This window comes from Paenibacillus sp. FSL L8-0638 (assembly GCF_038593075.1).
In the GTDB taxonomy this organism is placed as follows: Bacteria; Bacillota; Bacilli; order Paenibacillales; family Paenibacillaceae; genus Paenibacillus; species Paenibacillus polymyxa_D.
This window is the reverse complement of sequence record NZ_CP151960.1, coordinates 2,995,204-3,016,897: the sequence shown is the minus strand read 5'-3', so window position 1 is coordinate 3,016,897 and position 21,694 is coordinate 2,995,204. Positions and strand designations below refer to the sequence as shown.

Annotated in this window: 19 protein-coding genes; 16 read left to right on the top strand and 3 right to left on the bottom strand. The window is 44.7% G+C overall.

All coding sequences use genetic code 11. From position 1 onward, the window contains the following. Positions 1-67 precede the first annotated feature (67 nt). Positions 68-2,314, bottom strand: a complete 2,247-nt coding sequence (locus MKY35_RS13030; RefSeq protein WP_342443930.1) for an alpha-galactosidase — start codon at positions 2,312-2,314, stop codon at positions 68-70. A 243-nt stretch (positions 2,315-2,557) separates the two neighbouring features. Here MKY35_RS13030 and MKY35_RS13025 point away from each other — a divergent pair, with 243 nt between their 5' ends. The 12 genes from MKY35_RS13025 (at position 2,558) to MKY35_RS12970 (ending at position 14,111) form a co-directional block, all read left to right on the top strand. Continuing rightward, entirely contained in the window at positions 2,558-3,397 is an 840-nt protein-coding gene (locus tag MKY35_RS13025; RefSeq protein ID WP_342443929.1) for an AraC family transcriptional regulator, read from the top strand. A 135-nt stretch (positions 3,398-3,532) separates the two neighbouring features. Next, a complete protein-coding gene (locus tag MKY35_RS13020; RefSeq protein ID WP_342443928.1) occupies positions 3,533-4,390 on the top strand; it encodes a GRP family sugar transporter in 858 nt (285 codons plus the stop codon). Between the two features lie 172 nt (positions 4,391-4,562). Next, positions 4,563-5,618, top strand: coding sequence for a LacI family DNA-binding transcriptional regulator (locus MKY35_RS13015; protein WP_322252421.1), 1,056 nt, complete (start codon positions 4,563-4,565; stop codon positions 5,616-5,618). Positions 5,619-5,670: 52 nt separating this feature from the next. Further along, on the top strand, positions 5,671-6,843 hold the full coding sequence (locus MKY35_RS13010; RefSeq protein ID WP_342443927.1) for a Gfo/Idh/MocA family oxidoreductase: 1,173 nt from the start codon (positions 5,671-5,673) through the stop codon (positions 6,841-6,843). Positions 6,844-6,879: 36 nt separating this feature from the next. Beyond that, positions 6,880-7,608, top strand: a complete 729-nt coding sequence (locus MKY35_RS13005; protein WP_029515175.1) for a ThuA domain-containing protein — start codon at positions 6,880-6,882, stop codon at positions 7,606-7,608. Positions 7,609-7,683: 75 nt separating this feature from the next. Further along, positions 7,684-8,790, top strand: a complete 1,107-nt coding sequence (locus MKY35_RS13000) for a Gfo/Idh/MocA family oxidoreductase (protein WP_342443926.1) — start codon at positions 7,684-7,686, stop codon at positions 8,788-8,790. A gap of 306 nt (positions 8,791-9,096) precedes the next feature. Next, positions 9,097-9,486, top strand: a complete 390-nt coding sequence (locus MKY35_RS12995) for an aldo/keto reductase (RefSeq protein ID WP_342443925.1) — start codon at positions 9,097-9,099, stop codon at positions 9,484-9,486. Further along, positions 9,425-10,135 carry an aldo/keto reductase gene (locus MKY35_RS12990; protein ID WP_342443924.1) on the top strand — a complete coding sequence of 237 codons (711 nt, stop codon included), beginning with the start codon at positions 9,425-9,427 and terminating at the stop codon, positions 10,133-10,135. The genes MKY35_RS12995 and MKY35_RS12990 overlap by 62 nt, the downstream gene beginning before the upstream one ends. A gap of 101 nt (positions 10,136-10,236) precedes the next feature. Then, the gene (locus tag MKY35_RS12985) at positions 10,237-10,809 is read left to right on the top strand and encodes a TetR/AcrR family transcriptional regulator (RefSeq protein ID WP_029515180.1); all 573 of its coding nucleotides are present in this window, start codon (positions 10,237-10,239) and stop codon (positions 10,807-10,809) included. Positions 10,810-11,120: 311 nt separating this feature from the next. Continuing rightward, positions 11,121-11,873 carry an SDR family NAD(P)-dependent oxidoreductase gene (locus MKY35_RS12980; RefSeq protein WP_342443923.1) on the top strand — a complete coding sequence of 251 codons (753 nt, stop codon included), beginning with the start codon at positions 11,121-11,123 and terminating at the stop codon, positions 11,871-11,873. Positions 11,874-11,921: 48 nt separating this feature from the next. Next, positions 11,922-13,007, top strand: coding sequence for an alkene reductase (locus MKY35_RS12975; RefSeq protein WP_342443922.1), 1,086 nt, complete (start codon positions 11,922-11,924; stop codon positions 13,005-13,007). A gap of 105 nt (positions 13,008-13,112) precedes the next feature. Next, the gene (locus tag MKY35_RS12970; protein ID WP_342443921.1) at positions 13,113-14,111 is read left to right on the top strand and encodes an NADP-dependent oxidoreductase; all 999 of its coding nucleotides are present in this window, start codon (positions 13,113-13,115) and stop codon (positions 14,109-14,111) included. 7 nt (positions 14,112-14,118) lie between these two features. Here the strand turns inward: MKY35_RS12970 and MKY35_RS12965 are convergent, their stop codons facing one another. Both MKY35_RS12965 and uxuA read right to left on the bottom strand, forming a co-directional pair. Further along, on the bottom strand, positions 14,119-15,726 hold the full coding sequence (locus MKY35_RS12965; protein WP_342443920.1) for a mannitol dehydrogenase family protein: 1,608 nt from the start codon (positions 15,724-15,726) through the stop codon (positions 14,119-14,121). After that, entirely contained in the window at positions 15,727-16,803 is a 1,077-nt protein-coding gene (uxuA, locus tag MKY35_RS12960; protein WP_342443919.1) for a mannonate dehydratase, read from the bottom strand. It abuts the gene before it with no gap. Positions 16,804-16,962: 159 nt separating this feature from the next. On the opposite strand from uxuA, the gene MKY35_RS12955 reads away from it, so the two are divergent. From MKY35_RS12955 to ppsA, 4 genes are all read left to right on the top strand, one after another. Further along, positions 16,963-17,616, top strand: a complete 654-nt coding sequence (locus tag MKY35_RS12955; protein WP_342443918.1) for a GntR family transcriptional regulator — start codon at positions 16,963-16,965, stop codon at positions 17,614-17,616. A 50-nt stretch (positions 17,617-17,666) separates the two neighbouring features. Further along, positions 17,667-17,831, top strand: coding sequence for a hypothetical protein (locus tag MKY35_RS12950; RefSeq protein ID WP_342443917.1), 165 nt, complete (start codon positions 17,667-17,669; stop codon positions 17,829-17,831). 110 nt (positions 17,832-17,941) lie between these two features. Next, positions 17,942-18,313: a hypothetical protein gene (locus MKY35_RS12945; protein WP_342443916.1), complete on the top strand. Its 372-nt coding sequence runs from the start codon at positions 17,942-17,944 to the stop codon at positions 18,311-18,313. Positions 18,314-18,762: 449 nt separating this feature from the next. Then, positions 18,763-21,381, top strand: coding sequence for a phosphoenolpyruvate synthase (gene ppsA, locus MKY35_RS12940; RefSeq protein ID WP_342443915.1), 2,619 nt, complete (start codon positions 18,763-18,765; stop codon positions 21,379-21,381). The last annotated feature ends 313 nt before the right edge of the window (positions 21,382-21,694 follow it).

The window sequence follows — 21,694 nt, the reverse complement described above, 5'->3', positions numbered from 1 at the left end:
ATAACCACTTCTTCGTTTAATCCTTGATTTCTTGCTTCATTCATGTCTTTGATATCATTACTTCAAGTCATAATCCAATCACGAGGAATTTCTCTTTAGTTAGAGTGAATAATTGAGATGAGAAATCATATTTCTCCGCAATATTAAAATCCTGGTCAGCCTTATAAGGCGGGGTGAGTATAAGTCCGATGTTCATTAACTCGCTACCTGTGAAACGTCGATCCAGTTCTTTCACGAAATATACTGCCATTTCGTCCAGTCCGATGAGCTTTAGCCGTGAATAAGCTGCATTGGGGCGTGAGAGTACCTGGTACCAGCCGACGAGAGCATGCTCACGTTCTGCATCAATGGTCATCCAAGCTGTCTCATTTTTTTCAAAGGGACTTAGCAGACGGTAAAAGGTTCCCTGTGTAATTAATCGTCGGTGACGTTTATACACTTGTATTTGTTCTTTGATTACATTGCATTCTTCTTCGGACAAAGCCAATGGATCCAGTTCATAACCAAATACACCAAAGTAGGCGACATTGGATCTGGTTTGCAGCGGTGCCGTTCTGCCTACCTGGTGGTTCGGGATGCTTGACACATGAGCACCCATACTGCTAAGCGGATAGGCCATGGAAGTGCCATACTGAATCTTCAGACGTTCTATAGCCTCGCTATCGTCGCTTGTCCATGCTTGCGGAGCGTAATAAAGCATCCCTGGATCAAACCGTCCCCCACCGGAAGCACAGGACTCAAACAAAATCTCAGGGTGTTCGGTAATCAGCTTCTCATATAAAGCATATACACCCAGGACATAGCGGTGAAAAAATTCGCCCTGTCTTTCCTTGCCCAGAGATAACGAATAGGCTTCTGAAATACAGCGATTCATATCCCATTTTACGTATTCGATCCGAGCAGAAGAGAGCACGTCATCCATTAACTTAAACAGGTAATCCACGACAGGCGGTTGGGAATAATCAAGAACATATTGATGACGTCCATGCTTGCGTTGACGGCCGGGTGTTCCCACAACCCAGTCTGGATGCTCCCTCATAATATGAGAGTCGGAGTTAACCATTTCCGGCTCGAACCAAAGACCGAATTTCATCCCGAGCTGATTGATCTTCTTTGCCAAATTCGAGATCCCGTTCGGTAGCTTTTCAGGATTTTCAAACCAGTCACCGAGGGAAGAGGTATCATTGTTTCTTCGACCGAACCATCCGTCATCCAAGACAAAGAGTTCAATCCCCAGTTCACCTGCTTTTTTTGCCATATCAACTATTTTCTGCTCAGTAAAATCAAAATAGGTCCCCTCCCAGTTATTGATCAATACAGGTCGTTCCCGCTCGGCCCAACTGCTGCGAATTAAGTGTTTATTGTACAGGCTATGGTATGCTTGGCTCATGCCATTTAAACCGCTCTCAGAATAGACCAGAACTGCTTCAGGCGAATAAAAACATTCTCCTGGCTTCAGGGTCCAGCAGAATTTGTCAGGATGAATGCCGATCATCAATCGGGTAGTTGAATAGCTGTCCACTTCCGCCTGGGCAAGAAAGTTCCCGCTGTAAACGAGATTAACCGCATATATTTCTCCTTGGTGTTCCTGTGATCCGGGTTTGGCAAGCGCCAGAAATGGGTTGTGAACATGACTACTAATTCCTCGTGTGCTCCCAATCGACTGTAGCCCAGGTCTCAATGGTGTACGCTCCACATGACGTTCCCTACCCCAAGCCCCTGATAAATGAATAATTTCATATTCGGCTTCAGGAAGATCAAGACTCAGGCTCATTAGACGGTTGACTCTCAGGAGATCATTCCCGGAATTCGTTATGGATACAGATCTCGTGATCACGGGCAGTTCGCTGAAGATGGTGTAAGCAAGTACGGCCACCGCTCCTGTAAGAGAATCGGTCAGCGTGATGAGGAGTGTCTCTGCTTCATGTGCTTCCTTACAAAACGTAGCTGGAAGATGAGGAATTTTAGGTTTTCCAGTGATTACCTCGTAATGGTCATAAGTGAACTCCATTATATGAGATCCATCCTCCTGTATGATCTCAATTGCTGGCTCTCGAAAGTCTCCACTTCCCGCAGAAGGAAACTCCTGCTTAATACTTTCCAACGATGTCACCAAGTCACTATCAAACTCACCGACAGACACGGGACGGTAGCTTCGCTCGATAAAACGGTCATATTGACCCAGGTACTCTATTTTTTTGCCGTAATATAAATGCTCCAATTGCCCGTTCTCCATGACACGGAAAAGATAACTGCAGTATTTGTTCGTTAAGTGAAATGTCCGTTCCTTTTGGTTAACTTGTAGACTAGCCATGTACATAGCCCCTTTCAAAATATGTCGAACCACTTGAAAGCGTTATTATTGAATCAGCATAACAAAGATAGTGATAGTAAATACATGACTTTTTTTAAGTTGGATATGGGAAAAACAAAGAACCTTACAAAAAAATATAGTTTAGAGCCAAAGTTTTTCTGGACATTTGTCATCCTTAACTTATGCTATACTGATAAATTAACAAGCATAGGTTCTTTATTTGGGAAAGTGAGGAGGATGCCAATGGGCCAGAATATGATTCAATATGTTGATACGTATACCAGTTCAGAGCATAAAAATATATCAGATTTGATTTTGTATAACTGTGGCACAGAGCTCTGCTTATCCAATCAGGATTTTGGACCCATCGCCCGCGATTTTAATCTGGTTCATTTTGTGCTAAAAGGACGAGGTAGGCTGGTGATTGACAACAAAAATTACGATATAGGAGAAGGACAGGCTTTTTTAATTCCGGCCAATAGGGTAGCTTATTACCAGGCGGATGAAGCCGAGCCTTGGGAGTACAGTTGGGTCGGCTTTATGGGCATTAAATCCGACATCTACCTGCAGAACATATCACTTCCACACCAGAACCCTTATATAATTGATATCGAAGATATTACGTTCTTTCATTCCACGATTATTGAGATGTTGCGGATCGGAGATAACACGCTTTCTTCATCGCTGGCTATACAGGGGTATTTATTCCATATTCTTGCCAAACTTGTACACAATTTGGGGGAAACGATGTCGATAAAGGAACAGCTTCCTTATTCGGTGCAAGCGATAAACTTTATTGAGAAAAACTACATCAGTGGCATCCAGATTAGTGAAGTAGCGGAGTACCTTGGTCTACATCCGAATTATCTGACCTCCGTTTTCAAACTAGAAACTGGTGAAACGCCTAAACAATATCTGATAGTCCTCAGGATTAAAAAAGCGTGCGAATTGCTGCAGCATACAGACTATTCGATCCAGGTCATATCCAATTCGGTCGGCTATACCGATCAGTTGACCTTTTCGCGAGCTTTTAAAAATGTAATGAGCATATCACCCAGCGCGTATAGAAAAAAATTTCTTTGATTTTGCTATATAAATCTATAAAAATATTTGTATTTAGAAGCGGTTTTTTCTGCTATCGTAAAACTGTGGATTTTTCCTGCATGGCATTTTAACGATTGTAGGAAGAGTACTTTTTACGGGAGGAGAATTCCGCGCGTGGATTTCATTATTGCTTTTATTCCAGCCCTTGGCTGGGGAGTTATGCCGATACTGGCGCATATTACAAAAGCCAGTCCCCGAGAACAGCTGACAGGTACCGTTATTGGTGCTGTGCTGTTTTCCCTGTGCTTGTATACCATTCATCCTACCTCATTAACACCGATTCATTTTGTGGTAAGTTTTATATCTGGTATTTTTTGGGCCGCTGGACAATTGCTCCAGTTTCAAGCTTTTCAGAAAGTAAGCGTATCGATCGCCATTCCTGTGATTTGTGGTCTGCAGTTGATAGGGACGACGCTATTTGCCGCACTTATTTTGGGTGAATGGATAACAGGGTACCAATATGCGATAGGCGTTGGTTCTCTTCTGTGTATATTGGCAGGAGTTCTGTTAACCAGCTATCAGGGCAAGTCTGCTGGATTGCCCAAGCCTTTGCCGGTACCCATTATCATAATGTTGGTTTGCTCGGGGTTAGCGTTAAGCAGTTATGTCGTGATTAATCAGTTTTTTCATATATCCGGGCTATCCGTCATTCTGCCGCAATCGCTCGGTATGCTATGCTCAGCCATGGCCATGAATCTGAAGGGCAAAAAGCGGCTACAATTCTCTCTGGTGGTTCGCAATTTGTCGACAGGATTGGTTTGGAGCATTGCGAATCTAGCACTATTTATTTCCAATGGGCTGATCGGCATGGCGGCTAGTTTTCCGATCTCTCAAGCGAGCATTGCCATTGCCTGTGTTGGCAGCATTTTAATATTTAAGGAAAAGAAGAGTCCAAAGGAATGGATAGGTATACTTGCGGGAATTACAGTACTGATGATAGGAGTAGGAATGATCAGCATGCTCAAGCCTTAAGGAATCATTTTGTATCTTGTATATGATCAGGTGTTTTGACTGTTTGCCAGTAGGAACCACGAGACCACGTTCTTTTAGTAACGAAAAGAGCTTATCCATCCATGGGGTACGCTTTTTGGGATTGACAGAGGTATGGCTGCATGAGAAAATGTACGCGCGTACATAAAATGATTTGGAGGTGGGTAATATTGTTTCGCGCAAGGAAGTAGCCGAACTTTCCGGCGTGTCTGAAGCGACAGTATCCCGGGTCTTGAATGCGGTAGGTCCTATCAAAGAGGATACGCGAAGAAGGGTTCTGGACGCAGCCAATCAGCTTGGATATGTTCCCAGTGCGCTGGCTCGTAACTTTGCCCGAAGGAAGAGTGGCCATCTTGGTGTAGTTATGCCTTATGTCCCGAAGGCGCACTTGTTCTCAGCCTATTTTTTCTCTGAGATGCTGAGCGGTATCGGAAACAAGGCTAGAGACAGCGGACTTGATCTGCTTCTATTGTTCCGGAAGCCGGGGGAACGGATTGATTACAGTAGTCTTTTCCGTCAGCAAAGGATAGATACCTGTATCATCCTTGGAGCCAGGGATGACCACGATGAGGTGGAAGCTCTAAAGAGGCTTCAGGAAGAAGGACGTCCGTTCTGCGTCATGAATCACCATTTTGAAGGGCAATCGTTCTGTGAAGTGGATGCAGACCATGTAGAAGGCAGCCGGGCGGCTGTAAGTCACCTCATCGAGCAGGGATACAAGCGGATTGCCTTTCTCAACGGCCCGGATATCTATTCCAATAGTACTGAGCGAATGAAGGGTTATCGTACCGCGCTTCAGGACGCTGGGATTGAATATGACCACGAACTCCTTCTGGAAGGTAACTATAGCCGTCGGAGCGGACTCGAAGCCTCAGCTACAATCGCAGACCAATTGAATGATATTGATGCTGTATTTGCGGCGAACGACCGGATGGCTCTTGGGGTAATGCAGGGTCTCCGTGAGCGCGGACTGGCAGCTGACCGGTTTCCGGCGTTTGTAGGCTATGACGATTCGGATGCGGCTGAGATGGCTGTTCCGCCGCTAAGCAGTGTCCGCGTACCTTTTTATGAGATGGGGGAGCTTGCAGCCTCGAAGCTTATACCCGATTCTCAGCATCTCATTCCGGCTCTGGAACTAACCGGGTGCGACTCAATAAGAGAACTTCTATCCACAGAACTGATTATCAGAGCGTCATCCATTCGTCGATAACACCATTCGTCAAAAATTCGTTGAAACTCAGACCCATAAGGAGGATCACGACATGTCTAATCGTCTTCGTATCGGAATGGTTGGCTACAAATTTATGGGCAAGGCTCACAGCAACGCTTACCGTAGTCTACCCATGTTCTTCCCAGATGCCCCGCTGCAGCCAGAAATGTCCGTTATCTGTGGACGCAACGCGCAGGGGGTTCAGGCGGCTGCCCGCCAGTTCGGCTGGACCGAAAGTGTTACGGATTGGCGTGATCTAGTGAAACGTAACGATATTGATCTCATTGACATTAACGCCCCGAGTAATGCCCATAAAGAAATTGTCGTGGAGGCTGCCCTCCATGGCAAGCATCTGTTCTGTGAGAAGCCGCTTGCGCTCTCGCTGGCGGATTCACGTGACATGCTGCAGGTAGCAGAGCAAGCAGGGGTCAGACATATGGTAGGCTTCAACTATCGCTTTTCACCGGCTGTCCAGCTGGCAAAGCAGCTAGTCGAGAGCGGTCGCCTAGGCAAAATTTATCATTTTCGTGCCTTCTTCCTTCAAGACTGGATCATGGACCCGTCCTTCCCGCTGGTATGGCGGCTGCAAAAAGAAGTGGCCGGTTCTGGCTCTCATGGTGATCTTGGCGCCCATCTGATTGATCTCGCTCGCTTCTTGGTTGGCGAGTTCCATGAAGTGATCGGCATGAGCGAGACATTCATCCAACAGCGCCCGTTAGCTTTGGAGATGAGCGGGTTGAGCTCCAAAAGAAACACTGAAGCAAATGCTCCGATGGGAGAAGTGACAGTCGATGATGCCACGCTGTTCCTGGCACGCTTCGCCGGAGGTGCGCTGGGCAGCTTCGAGGCCACACGTTTTGCTGCCGGACATCGGAGCACCAATTCATTCGAAATCAACGGTAGCCTAGGCAGTGTGCGGTTTGACTTTGAACGAATGAACGAACTGGAAGTGTATTTCACACAGGATGAGGAAGACGTTCAGGGCTTTCGCCGCGTACTCGCCACCGATCCGGCACACAAGTATTCTGAAGCTTGGTGGCCTGCAGGACATACGATTGGATTCGAGCATACCTTCACCCATGAGATGCTTGAGATGTTGAGTGCCATCTCTGAAGGACGGCAACCGTCGCCGAACTTCCGTGACGGTGTTGCTTGTCAGGCTGTGCTTGAAGCGGTAGAACGATCCATAGAGGAACGCCGCTGGGTATCCATTGAAGAAATGTAGTATAACAATACATTCCGAAAGGTGAGTGGATTACAGATGCGCAAGGCACTGATTGTATGGGGTGGATGGAACGGACATGAGCCGGAGCAGGTGGCGGCCATTTTTGAACGCATTTTGAAGGAAGAGCAGTTCGAGGTGGAGGTGTCTAATACCCTTGAAGCTTATCAGGATGCAGAGAAACTGCTTGACCTGGACCTGATCGTTCCAATGTGGACCATGGGACAGATTGAGCAGGAACTGGTCGATAATGTCTCCGCTGCGGTTCAAAGCGGCGTAGGTCTCACAGGCTGCCATGGTGGCATGTGTGATGCCTTCCGGAACAATGTGGATTGGCAGTTTATGACAGGCGGGCAATGGGTTGCGCATCCCGGCAATGACGGCGTAGAGTACATGGTGAACATGAAGCGCGGCTCCAGCCCACTTCTAGACCATATTGAGGATTTTCAGGTCAAAAGCGAGCAGTATTACCTCCACGTAGACCCGGCAGTTGAAGTGCTGGCAACCACACGCTTTCCGATCGTACCAGGCCCCCATTCAGCCAATGGGCCAGTGGATATGCCCGTTGTATGGACGAAGCGCTGGGGGAACGGCCGCGTCTTCTACAATTCGCTGGGGCATCACGCAGATATCATAGATATGCCTCAAGTGACCGAGATGATGCGCAGCGGGTTTCTGTGGGCAGCAGCAGGCAAACAGGCGGTGGCCACCCGGGGCAGCTCTCTCGCAGAGGCTTATACAGGCATGACAGACAACCAGCAACGCTAGGGTGAACAGGATGGTATCCGATGTAACAAAAGAATGCCATTATCCATTTTTTCTGAAGAAGAAGGGAGTCTAGGCATGAACAAAATGAAAGTAGGCATTATCGGGTGTGGTAAAATTAGCGGAATTTACATGGAAAATTGCCATCGTTTCGACATTCTGGAGCTGTACGCTGTAGCGGATCTGGACCAAGGTCGGGCAGAGGAGCAGGCGGTAGCGTTCAACGTTCCGCATGTATATTCGGTAGATGAGATTTTGGCTGATCCGGAGATCGAACTCATCATTAATTTGACCATTCCGGGCGTTCACGCCGACGTAAGTCTCAGAGTTCTTGAGGCAGGCAAGCATGTCTATGTGGAGAAGCCACTTGCCGTCACCCGTGAGCAGGGGCAGGCTGTCTTGGATCTTGCTCATCAAAAGGGGCTGCTTGTCGGCTGTGCACCAGAGACCTTCTTCGGTTCCGGTATACAGACATCATTGAAGCTGATTGAAGACGGAGTCATTGGGAGTCCGGTAGCCGCTACGGCTTTCATGATGAGCCGTGGACATGAACATTGGCATCCTGATCCTGAATTTTATTATGCAGTCGGCGGCGGTCCAATGTTTGATATGGGCCCTTATTATTTGACGGCTCTGGTGCAAATGCTGGGTCCGATTGCTGCCATTTCGGGCATGACAGGCAAGGCGATGGATCAGCGAACGATTACGAGCGAGAAAAAGAAAGGCCAGACTATCCCAGTCGATATTCCGACCCATGTGGCCGGGTTGCTGCGCTTTAAGCAGGGAGCTGTCGGTACGCTGATTACCAGCTTTGACATCTTTGGTGGAAGCACTCTGCCACCGATTGAGGTTTACGGTACTCATGGCACGCTGCAGGTGCCTGACCCGAACACGTTCGGAGGGCCAGTTCGCTATAGGCTGCTAGGCGAGCAAGAATGGACAGAGGTACCGCTGCTGCCAGGATACCAGGAGAATACACGGGGCATTGGTGTTGCCGATATGGCCTACGCTATCCGCAGCGGACGGCCTCACCGCGCTAGTGGAGAACTGGCCTACCATGTGCTGGAAGCGATGTGGGCGTTCCATGATTCTTCCGATCAGCAGACCTTTTATACGATGCAGAGCACATGTCAGCGCCCGGCGGCTTTACCGGAAAACCTGCCCTTGTATACGTTAGATGTGTAAACTAATGTAAATTTCACATCCCGCTTTGAATGTTCATTTCTATTAAAAAGAAGACTCCAGCTCCGTTTTGACTGTGGCTTTGGAGTCTTCTTAGTTCATTTTCAGGAAGGATTTTAATTGCGGGCAAAAAATTATTCTTTACCGATCGTTCTATATATGTTATATTGTTGGCGTGGGAGGAGTACACGGATAAGCAGCCAAAAGTTATGGGGAGTGGTGTGAGTGTGAGATCTTGCCGTGGTATTCTTCTATGCATATTAGAATGATCATTCTTAATATAATAGATGGAGAAGGGATGGATTGAACATGGAATATCGTGTATTAGGAAATACAGGACTTAAAATAAGCAGTTTTGTATTAGGTACAGGTACTTTTGGTTTTTGGGGCAACAATACGGAGAAAGAAGCTGCAGTCATGTTAGATGAGGCTTTGGCTGGAGGCATTAATCTGATCGATACAGCGGATGTCTATTCAAGTGGTCAATCCGAAGAAATTCTGGGTCAGATCCTAAAAGGACGCAGACAGGATGTTATACTGGCCACGAAAGGCGGAATGCCCATGGACAGTGGGCTTAATCAATCCGGTAACTCTAAATATTGGATTAAGCGTGCAGTAGAGGGGAAGCTAGAGAAGGTTGCAAACGGACTATATCGATTTGTACCAACTACATCAGCCAGATCTCCATACCGATATTGAAGAGAGTCTTGACGCACTTACGGACCTGGTTCGTGAAGGAAAGATTCGCTATATTGGTACATCCAATTTTCAGGCATGGCAAGTGACCGAAGCACAGTGGACTAGCGAACGTAAAAATACAGCACGCTTTGTATCCGAGCAAGCCCCATATTCCATTGTGAATCGGAGTATCGAATTCGATTTGCTTACTGCAACTGCAAAATATGGAATGGGCGTAATGGTTTGGAGCCCACTTTCGGGTGGTCTACTAACGGGAAAATACCGCTCAGGAGAAGCGGTTGCCCCAGATTCAAGAGCAGCAAGTTCTCTAGGGAAACTTTCAACTTTTGTAGATCCGAATCGAGAAGAAAATCGCATCAAGTTCGAAGCCGTTGCTAAGCTCCAAACCCTTGCAAATGAAGCAGGATTAACTTTGCCTCATCTTGCCATGGCATTTACACGAACTCATTCGTCAGTTACTTCTGCTATAGTGGGGGTAAGAACAATTGAGCAACTACGTGAAACGTTAAAAGGCAGTGACATTCGATTAAGCACTGATATCCTGGATGCGATAGATGCTATCGTTCCGCCAGGAGTAACCCTGGATGCCCTGGAAAAAGGATGGACGCCTGACTGGTTACAAGCAGACAAACGAAGAATCCTGGGTTAAATATATAAGACAGACCTCATAGCTGTAATGTATTCACATATTTTAAATCTAGTTTGCCGATCCTTCACTAAATTGTATAATGATGATTCGAGGTGATGACGATGGCAAGATCAAAAGAATTTGAAGTTAATGAAGTATTAGATAAAGCGATACACCTGTTTTGGGCACAAGGATATGAGAAAACTTCAATGCAAGATTTGGTTGAGTTTATGGGCATTCACCGAAGAAGTATCTATGATACCTTTGGGGATAAGCATGCCTTATTTATGAAAGCTCTCGAACGATATGAAACGAAGCAGACCAGCAAAATGAGGTTTCTGATTGAAAAGCAAAAACCGATCAAAGAATCAATTCGGGAGTTGTTTGAGGCGACAGTAAGAAATGAAGGAGAGCCTCTAGGGTGTTTTCTCGTGAATTCAGGTGTGGAACTCGGCGTGTTGGATCCTGAAGTTGCATCCTTAGTTGATGAAAGTTATTCGCGAACTGAGGAACTCTTGACTAACCTTGTTCTGAAGGGTCAACAATCGGGTGAGTTCAAGGCTGACTTGGATCCTGTAGTTATTTCTCATTATTTAATGAATGCGTGGTTAGGGCTACGTACGTTGGTTAAGACAACAACGGATCAGCAAAAATTAAAGAATATTATTGATATGACACTGACCGCTTTAGATTAAAAGTGGAATTACAGCATGACAGGCAAAAGGAGTTACCTCAATGGAGGACTGTTTGTTTCCGTGATACAAGTTTTTTCTTGTCCCTCTAACATAAGAAAGAACTTGTATCTTACGCCTCAAACAGGTCAAGGAATACCGCTCCAAAATTACAATTCTTAGCCACGAAAAAATTCTTTACTGTTCGTTCTAAAATTGATATGCTAATAGCAAGTTAGATCTAACTGTTTTTTTACCCTAATAAGAATGGTCGTTCTAAAATCGTCTTTAAAACTTATTTACACTAATCTGCATGTTATGAAGGAGAGAATATTATGAAGTATACAGTTATTACAGGAGCAAGTTCAGGGATTGGATATGAAACGGCATTGGCGTTTGCTGCACGTGGCAAAAACTTAATCTTGGTAGCTAGAAGATTGGATAAATTAGAAGAACTCAAATCAGCAATTCACAATATTGACCCTAATGTAAATGTTATTGTTCATACAAGTGACCTGTCTGTTACAGATCAAGCCTACACACTATATAACGATTTAAAGGAATACCAAATTGAGACCTGGATAAACAATGCGGGACTCGGTGAATCTTCTTTTGTAGCAGAACAGAATTTAGATAAAGTTGAAACCATGTTACGTGTTAATATCGAAGCTTTGACCATCCTTTCTACACTATATGTACGAGATTATGCTGATGTAGAAGGAACTCAGTTAATTAACGTTTCATCTGGACTTGGATATGCCATTGCTGTTGGCAGTGTTACTTATTCTGCATCTAAGTATTACGTTAGTGCCTTCACAGAAGGACTTGCAAAAGAACTAGAAATAAAAGGTGCAAAACTAATGGCAAAGGTTTTAGCACCAGCTATAACAGAAACGGAATTTGTGAAGAAATCATTAGATGCAGAAGATTTTGATTATAAAGCAAACATGCCTAAGTACCACACTGCCAAACAAATGGCGGGCTTAATGGTGGATCTTTATGACAGCAACGAAGGGGTAGGGATTGTAGACCAGAACTATAATTTCAATCTCAGAGGTCAAATATATCCGATCATTTCAGTATTTTAAATTCAATTTATAGATCTGTTGAGTTTATTGAAAAGAGGAGAGTATCCAATGAAAAAGTTGTGGAGTAAAACGAAGATTGGAAAAATGGAGCTGCCACATCGTTTAGCAATGGCACCAATGACACGTAGCAGATCGCAAGAAGATGGCACACCGGGAGAGCTAACATCTCTTTATTATGCTCAACGAGCGTCAATGGGACTCATTATTACGGAGGGTACACAACCTTCTGATGATGGTCAAGGGTACTTATGGACACCTGGGATTTATACGGATAAACATATTGAAGGATGGAAAAAGGTTACCGATGCAGTGCACGAAGCAGGTGGATATATGTATATTCAGTTAATGCATGCTGGTCGTATGTCGCATCCTGATAATACACCACATCATCGCCAACCTGTTGCACCATCTGCAATCGCGCCTGGTGTAGAGATGTTTACTGCTAAAGGTATGCAGGAAATCCCCGTTCCCCGTGAGTTAAGTGTAGAGGACATTCAAACGACTATAGCAGATTTCCGGAAAGCAGCAGCAGCGGCTATTAAAGCAGGTGCGGATGGCGTTGAAATTCATGGAGCCAATGGTTATCTGATTAATCAATTTATCGGAGAAAACTCGAATACACGAACAGATCAATACGGGGGATCTATAGAAAATCGTGCTCGCTTTGCGATCGAATTAACAAAAGCCATCGTCGAAGAAATTGGAGCAGAAGCAACAGGCTTCCGTATTTCGCCAGGGACACCTCTAGGTGGGATCCAAGACGGAGAACAAGGTCCTGAACTTTATCGCTATCTTGTAAAGGAATTAGCTCAATTGGATCTAGCTTACCTTCATGTCATGCATCTAGGAAATGAAAAGCTGCTCCAAGACATTCGCTCAATATGGACGAATCCATTGTTAGTCAATCGTGCAGGACGGGCTCTGGAAGATCTTAGCACGGATTTAGATAGTGGCCTTGCTGATATGGTGCCCGTTGGTGTGTGGTCATTAGCCAATCCAGATTTGGTGGAACGACTTCAAAAAGGAGCGCCATTGAACGAAGCAGACCCGACAACATTTTTTGGTCTGGGGAGTAAAGGTTACACGGACTATCCGACGATACGAGAATTAGAATCGCAAGAGGGACTACAATAGCAAAAGAGTGGAACATGGCGTACAACCGTAAATTGTACGCCATGTTTTTAGCCAATAGTTCCATGGTTATGCTATCCCCAAATTAGCAAAGGAAGAGGATAAATCATGAGAGCAGCACAAATACAGAAATATTCAAAAAAAATCCAAGTAGAGTTAAATGATGTTGACATGCCACAGATCAACAACCATGAGGTGCTTGTCAAAGTAAAGGCAGCAGGTGTAAATCCACTGGATATCCTAAATTTGAATGGTAGTGTTCGGATGATTGCTGACTATAAGTTGCCATTAACTTTAGGGAATGAACTGTCTGGCGTTATTGAAGCTGTTGGTGATGATGTTTTAAATTTTAAGGTTGGTGACCCTGTTTATACGAGGTTGCCGCTTAATAAAATCGGTGCTTTTGCTGAGTATGCGGCCGTAAATGAAGATGCTTTATCCATCATGCCTGAAAATCTATCTTTTATTGAAGCTGCTGCTGTACCCCTTACTGCCTTGACTGCTTATCAAGCATTGCACGATGTACTCCATGTCCAGCCGAATAAAAAGCTATTCATTCCTGGAGGAACCGGAGGATTTGGCGCTATGGCAATCCCCATTGCCAAATCACTGGGGTTATTTGTTATTACAAGTGGAAGTGAAAGAGGCAGGTTACGTATACTGTCGATCGGGGCTGATCAGTTCATAAATTATAAGGCAGAGAATTATGCTAACATACTGTCCGAAATCGATTATGTGATCGACACCTTGGGTACCAAAGAGATCAAAGCTGAACTGGGTATTTTAAAACCACAAGGGAAATTGGTATCATTGAAAGCCGGACCTAATTATCGCTTTGCGGTTGACAATCATTTTCCAATGTGGAAAAAAGCATTGTTTGGTCTAGTGGGTGCTCGCTTAGATTCTTTGGCACGCAAGAATCAAAATGAATATCGCTTTTTATTTGTGCAAGCCAATGGAAGTCAATTACAAGAAATCACTAAACTTGTTGAAAAAGAAAATATCAAGCCCTCTATAGATTCAACTTATACGTTTGGTGACATCAACAAGGCGCTGATTAAAGTGTCGACGGGCCACTCTCAAGGCAAAGTGATTGTGACCTTCTAAGTAATTTCTAGTTCACATACTTCTCTATCGTGCTTCGGACTGCTCCGGGACCTGCCAGCATTTCATGAAACATGGCTTCAATCTTGTCGCCCAGACCAATTTCATATAATCGGACACCGAACAGTTTGTCATCTTCGAGGAGGCAGCGAACCTCGGAGGTCTGATCGCCCAGCTTCGTATTCTTCAAATATCCCTGCAACGTATCCAGTAACGGGTCCGAACTGAGTGTGAAGGGTTCTCCTTGATCATCCACTCCCAGCAAATAGCGACACCAGATCGCAATGGTCAAGGGAATAGCAGTCAAGTTCGTAGGATCAAGTCCTACTGTGCCAACATAAGACTTTATGGTTTCACCAAAACGGATGCTCATCTTTTGAGAGGTATCTGTTGCAATCCGCTGTGGCGTATCCGGAATATAGGGATTGGCGAAGCGTTCCTGCAATACCTCATCAATAAATGGTTTCGGTTGAATAATACCGGGATCAACTACAACAGGCAACCCTTCCTTGTAGCCGATAGTTTCCACCAGACGACGTAATGTGTGATCCTTCATTTCATCTGCAATAAGCTCATACCCAAGCAGACACCCAGCTAGCGCCAGCGCTGTATGCAGCGGATTGAGACAGGTAGTGACTTTCATCTTCTCCACTTTGTCCACCGTATCCCGATTTGTGAAGATGATACCAGCTTCCTCCAGTGCAGGTCTCCCGTTCGTAAACTTGTCTTCAATGACCAAATACTCGCTAACCTCAGCATTGACAAAGGGAGCCGTATACGTATGCCTGGAGGTAACGATTAACTCCATATCGGCTAACCCCAGTTCCTGAAGAGCAGACTGTACTTGCAAGGAAGGGCGGGGGGTAATTTTGTCGATCATGGTCAGGGGGAAGGTAATTTTCTTCTCATTCTGCAGATAGTCTGCAAATCCTTCCTTTACCAGGCCTCTGCGAGTCCACTCCTTGGCGATGGCAATCATACTATCCTTTAACAGATCGCCGTTATGGGAGCAATTATCCATGCTCACAAAAGTCATTGGAAGTCGCCCCTTTAGATAACGCCGATAGGCAAGCGAAGTAGCTATGCTCATCACATGCGCTGGTTGTTCAGGGCCATTCATCAAATCCCTCTCTACAACAGCCAGATACTTGCCGTCGGGCCCGGTCAGAGCGTATCCTTTTTCCGTGACAGTAAAGCTGGCCATCTGGAGGGACGGATTCTCAAATATTTCAATCAGACGGAGGTAGTCGTCTGGACGATTCTGTTCTGCCGCGATTTCCTCAACGATGCTTGCGACCACGCTCTTGTGAAATCTTCCGTCTGCACTCATCAACACCAGTAAGGTTAAATTGTCGTAAGGCTTATAGGCTTTGTCGATCATTTCAAAATCAAAGGTTTCGGCTGCAATAATACCTGTATCCGCTTTCAAGTTATTCAGTAGTTGTTGCTGCGCATTGGCTATCAACCCTCGAAAAATATTGCCTGCTCCGAAATGCACCCATTGCGGTCGAAGTCGGGTGTTATGGGCTACAAGCCCCAGATCATATTTAGGCAATTCAATACCTGCTGCTTCCCAGGCCGCCTTATCTAAAAGGCCTTTCCGGTCAAGTTGGAGCATTTATTTCACTCCTTTGCCTTGAGCGAGACTATCCCAGACACCAAGTAAGTACATAACTCCCAGTGCACGGTCATACAAACCATAGCCTGGCCGACAATTCTTTTCTTCCCCCCATAGATGTCTACCGTGATCTGGACGTACATATCCCTGATAGCCGTTCTCGTGATAAGCTCTAACTATTTCCGGTACATCGACGCTTCCGTCCTTCCCGCGGTGTGACACTTCAATAAAGTCTCCATTCTCAAACACCTTGACATTACGAATATGCGCAAAATGAATACGATCATGAAACTCCCGAATCATGGCTGGCAAATCATTCTCAGGATTGCTTCCCAGTGAGCCTGTGCAGAAGGTTAGACCATTATATGGACTGCTCACTGCGTCTAGGATGCGCTGGATGGTCTCACGACTCCGGACAATTCTCGGCAATCCGAAGATGGGCCATGCTGGATCATCAGGATGAATGGCCATCTTGATGTCAGACTCCTCGCAGACCGGGATGATGCGCTCAAGAAAATACTTTAGGTTGTCAAACAACTTGTCTTCTGTGACATCCGCATAAGCAGCAAAAAGTTCATCCAGTCTCGCCAACCGTTCCGGTTCCCAGCCAGGCATGGTGAACTTCCCAGCTCCCTTGAGAATCCGATCCACCATTTGGCGGGGATCATCAGTAATGGCAGCCTTTTCATAAAAGAGGGCATTGGACCCGTCAGGCAGTTCCTTGTACAGCTCTGTTCTGGTCCAGTCAAAGACAGGCATAAAGTTATAGCAAATCACCTTAACTCCCACTTTGGCTAATTTTCGAATGGTGTCGATATAAATGTCAATATATTGATCGCGGGATGGTAGGCCGATTTTGATATCATCGTGGACATTTACACTTTCTACGACCGCCGTACTAAAGCCCTTGCTCGTAATCTGATCAGCAACCTCCTGAATTCGCTCCATTTCCCATACTTCACCAGCTACCTTATCATGTAAAGACCAGACAATGCCCATAACTCCAGGAATTTGCCGGATATGGTCCAGCGTAATATTGTCGTTGCCTTCTCCATACCATCTCCAGGTCATATTCATAACGATACCTCCCTGATTATATTTCGTCTGTCTTGTATACAAGATTGAGTTGATCATAAATTATAGGGTTTGTTCTTGTCAATGATAATTATAAAGGGATTTGTCACCTCAAAATGCTTTATAATAGTTCTAGATTTATAAAGTGAAGGTAGGAATGAAATGTTGACGAAAGAAGAAATCAAGCAGCTTTTGAAAAATGATATTTTGTCACTGACTTTAAAGCCGGGTACTCTACTGAGTGAGACGACTTTGTCAGAACGCTTCCAGCTGTCCAGAACTCCGCTACGCGATGTATTAAAGTGGCTTGCGCTCGAGTCCTACATTGATATTTATCCCAAGAAGGGGAACATTGTGTCCTATATTGATCTGGAGTCCGTTGAGCAAATTATTTACTTAAGAAGCGCATTGGAAAAGGAGATTATGAAGGAGCTTTCTTCGCAAATTACATTAAGCGATGTGCAGGAGCTGAGCGATATTCTGGACAGACAGAGAGCTGTGATTGAAGAAGATCATGCTACGGATCAATTTCTCAGTCTGGATGATCAGTTCCACCAAACCATGTTCCAATTGGTGGGGCGGGGGTTTCTTTGGCAGCTCATTCAGCAGTCGAATGTTCACTATATCAGATATCGCAAGCTGCATATGCTGGAAACAGGGAAGCTGATGGGCATCTGGCATGAGCACCAAGCTATGCTTGAATACATGCTGAATAAGGAAACAACCAAAATGGATGATCTGGTTCATCATCATCTTAGAGAGGATATCCATTCGCTCGATTTCCTCCGGAAGTTCGCTGATTATATCAAGAAATAAGACAGCTAGCTTAAATTAACTTGTATGAATATTGAGGAAGTGGGGGAGTCATGGAGACTGTTTTACGAGTTGGATATATCGGTGAAAGAGCGAGTAAGAAATGCGAGACTGCAGCAAAATTTATGTGCGGAAACGAGCTGGCCTTTGTCATTCCGTTTTTGCTCGTGAGTATTGTTATCTACCGTCAGGCGGTGGCCAAACTGGAGGAATTCTGACAGGAGTTTTCAGACTTGTATACATGTCAATTGAAAAAATACTGAAATATTTCCATGATTTAAGTAAAAATGCCAGACCAATTTTAGATTATAAAGGGGGGGGTAACCGTATGTGTAGATATGCAATATGCGGCCCATATAAAGATATCTTTGCCTGCTTTACCTGCAGGAAAGTATATAAGCAGACATCACGGTTTGAAATGCCGAAGGATGAATATGAACGGATTGTCCATGTCTGTCCGCAATGCCAGGCATCCATGCATGACATGGGTCATGATTTTCAGGCCCCGAAGCAAACGGATATCAAACAGTGGAAAAAGGTAGAGCTACTATATCAACAAGGATACGCTTACCACTCCTGCGGCTGTGGTGGCCCCGGGTATAGACCCTCTCGGCTGCCAGAGGTACCTAAATTTCTGGAAACACAGCGAACGTTAGAGAATAAGGGAGAGGCGCTGCTGTACCGGCTTTTGCAAAGCTAGAACAAACGTAAGTGAAAGTAAATTTGGCAAAGGGAACAAACGTATTTTGAAGCGTATCCAACAATTCGAAGAAGTCTACTCGTGGACAGATTTTCTATCGGAATTTGTTTGATCGAGCAAAGCAGGTGTTGTAAGGTAGATCGACTTGGAATGAGATAATATTCTTGTCATGCAGCACCTGTCGGCTAATAAGAATTTCATCCCATTCATTGCTGCGAAATCGCGGCTTTTTTTATTTTAAGAAGTGATAGCGGAAATCAAAAAAGAACCTGGATAGTTTTATCAGGTTCTTTTATATTGCATATAAAACAGACACGATGATATAATCAGATTATCTTTTATAAAGATGTAGTAGACATAAATAACACATCTTACAATTAAATCTTACCATGCCGCTAAACTCTTGTCAAATGTTTTTTTCTCAATTTAATGGTTAGGAGAGATGTTGAATGAATTCACTGATTCTCGATTTTCAAGAAATGGATAACACCCAGCTTTTGCTTGTTGGTGGAAAAGGGCTGCACTTAGGGGCATTAACCAAAATGGAAGGAATACAAGTGCCAGAAGGGTTTTGTGTTACAACAGTGGGATATCAAAAAGCCATCGAACAAAACGAAATGATTCATGCTTTGTTGGATCGGCTAACTACGCTTAAAGTAGAAGATCGAGAACAAATTTATGAAATCAGCAAGAAGATTCGACAGGCCATTATGGAAGTAGCCATTCCTTCCGATGTTGTGAAAGCAGTTGCTCACTATCTCTCCCAGTTTGGCGATGAATATGCTTATGCCGTGCGTTCTAGTGCGACCGCTGAGGATTTGCCGCATGCTTCTTTTGCTGGTCAACAAGACACTTATTTAAATATTATCGGCAAAGAATCCATCTTGGAGCATATCCGCAAGTGTTGGGCTTCTTTATTTACGGAACGCGCGGTAATTTACCGAATGCAGAATGGATTTGATCACAGCCAAGTTTATTTATCTGTTATCGTTCAAAGAATGGTGTTCCCACAGGCTTCAGGGATTTTATTTACCGCTGATCCCATCACTTGCAACCGAAAGCTGCTCTCTATCGATGCCAGTTTCGGACTTGGAGAAGCACTGGTCTCTGGCTTAGTCTCTGCCGATTGTTATCAAGTACAGGAAGGGGAAATCGTCGATAAGAGGATAGCAACCAAAAAATTGGCTATCTATGGACGAAGAGAAGGCGGAACAGAGACTCAGCAAATCGATCTCGATCAGCAAAGGACTCAAACCCTTACGGAACAACAAATTTTACAACTGGCACACATTGGAAGACAGATCGAAGAACATTTCGGCTGCCCCCAAGACATCGAATGGTGTTTGGCTGATGATACATTTTATATTGTCCAGAGCCGGCCGATCACCACTTTATATCCCATTCCTGAAGCAAATGACCAGGAGAATCACGTGTATGTATCTGTCGGTCATCAGCAAATGATGACTGATCCTATTAAACCACTGGGGATATCTGTTTGGATATTAACAGGTGCCACGCCCATGTTTAGAACTGGTGGCGGAAGGCTGTTTGTGGATATCACGATGGGCCTGGCTTCACCGGCTGGCAGGCAAAATTTATTGGATGTTCTAGGGCACTCCGATCCGCTCATAAAAGACGCGCTTATTACCATCATAGAGCGGGGAGATTTTATAAAATCGGACCCATATGACACAAGCGAACCGGGGCCCGTTAAAAGCCATAAGGGTATGTCGTCTGCGGATATTCTGGAAGAAGCAGGAAACGACCCGGAAATTGTTGCTGTTTTGATTAAGAGTAGTGAGACATCGTTATCAGCATTAAAACATAATATCCAAACGAAATCAGGATTGGATGTATTTGATTGTATCCTGGAAGATATGCAGCAACGGAGGCAGCGAGCGTCAGAACTGAAAAATTTGAATGTGATTATGGCCGCCATGCATGCTTCAGCATGGATCAATGAAAAAATGAATGAATGGTTAGGTGAAAAAAACGTAGCAGACACACTTTCCCTATCTGTACCTAACAACGTCACTTCGGAAATGGGTATGGAGCTACTGGATGTTGCAGATGTGATTCGTCCCTATCCGGAAATAATTGAGTATTTACAACAGGTAAAGGATGATAACTTTTTGGATGAACTGGTTCAATTCGAAGGTGGGCAGCAGGTGCGTGATGCTATTGCTGTTTATCTCGACAAATATGGAATGCGATGTGCCGGGGAGATCGATATTACAAGAACACGCTGGAGTGAAAAACCAAGTACACTGGTACCTATGATCCTCAGTAACATCAAAAACCTTGATCCTGGCGCCAGTAAACGAAAGTTTGAGCAAGGGCGACAGGAAGCTTTGAACAAAGAACAGGACTTATTAGCCCGATTGAAACAATTACCGGGTGGTGAACAAAAAGCCGAAGAGACAAAACAAATGATCGACCTGATCCGGAACTTCATCGGTTATCGTGAATATCCGAAATACGACATTGTTAGTCGCTACTTTATTTATAAACAGGCTTTACTAAAGGAAGCGGAACGACTCGTACAAGCCAACGTTCTTCATGAAAAAGAAGATATTTACTATCTCGCTTTTGAAGAATTGCAGGAAACCATACGCACAAATAAACTGGATTACCAGGTCATCGACAAACGAAAAGATGAGTACAGATTATATGAAAAACTAACTCCGCCACGTGTTATCACGTCTGATGGCGAAATCATTACGGGTCAGTACAAACGAGAAAATATCCCTGCCGAAGCTATTGTAGGCCTCGCTGTTTCTTCGGGTATTGTAGAGGGGCGGGCACGTGTGATCCTGAATATAGAAGGGGCTGATCTGGAAGATGGCGATATACTAGTCACCGCCTTTACCGATCCTAGCTGGACTCCATTGTTTTTATCCATAAAAGGCTTGGTTACGGAGGTGGGTGGACTGATGACCCATGGAGCCGTTATCGCACGTGAATATGGCTTGCCAGCCGTTGTCGGAGTGGAGAATGCGACCAAACTGATAAAAGATGGGCAACGAATTCGCGTGCATGGAACCGAAGGGTATATCGAAATATTGTAATGGCTGAATACGCTAAGTAATAGCCTCTGTCATAATGGACGGTATTAAATGCAACCTGTCATGGATAAAAGGGCGATTATCCTGTCGTCCTTTTTATCCATGACACAAAGTACTCCCCAAAAATATCAACTGATTTTAATTTTGGGGGGGAATAATTTAAGAACTTATTTATTTGATGATCGAAAAAACACATTATTTAATGTGTAACAATAATCAGGAACCTTTAGGAGTTATCAATGGTTTCCCTTGCTGCGATCAACACAATGATTTATACATAGCTGATCCGATCTAAATCTCTTGTACTGCTGTGTGA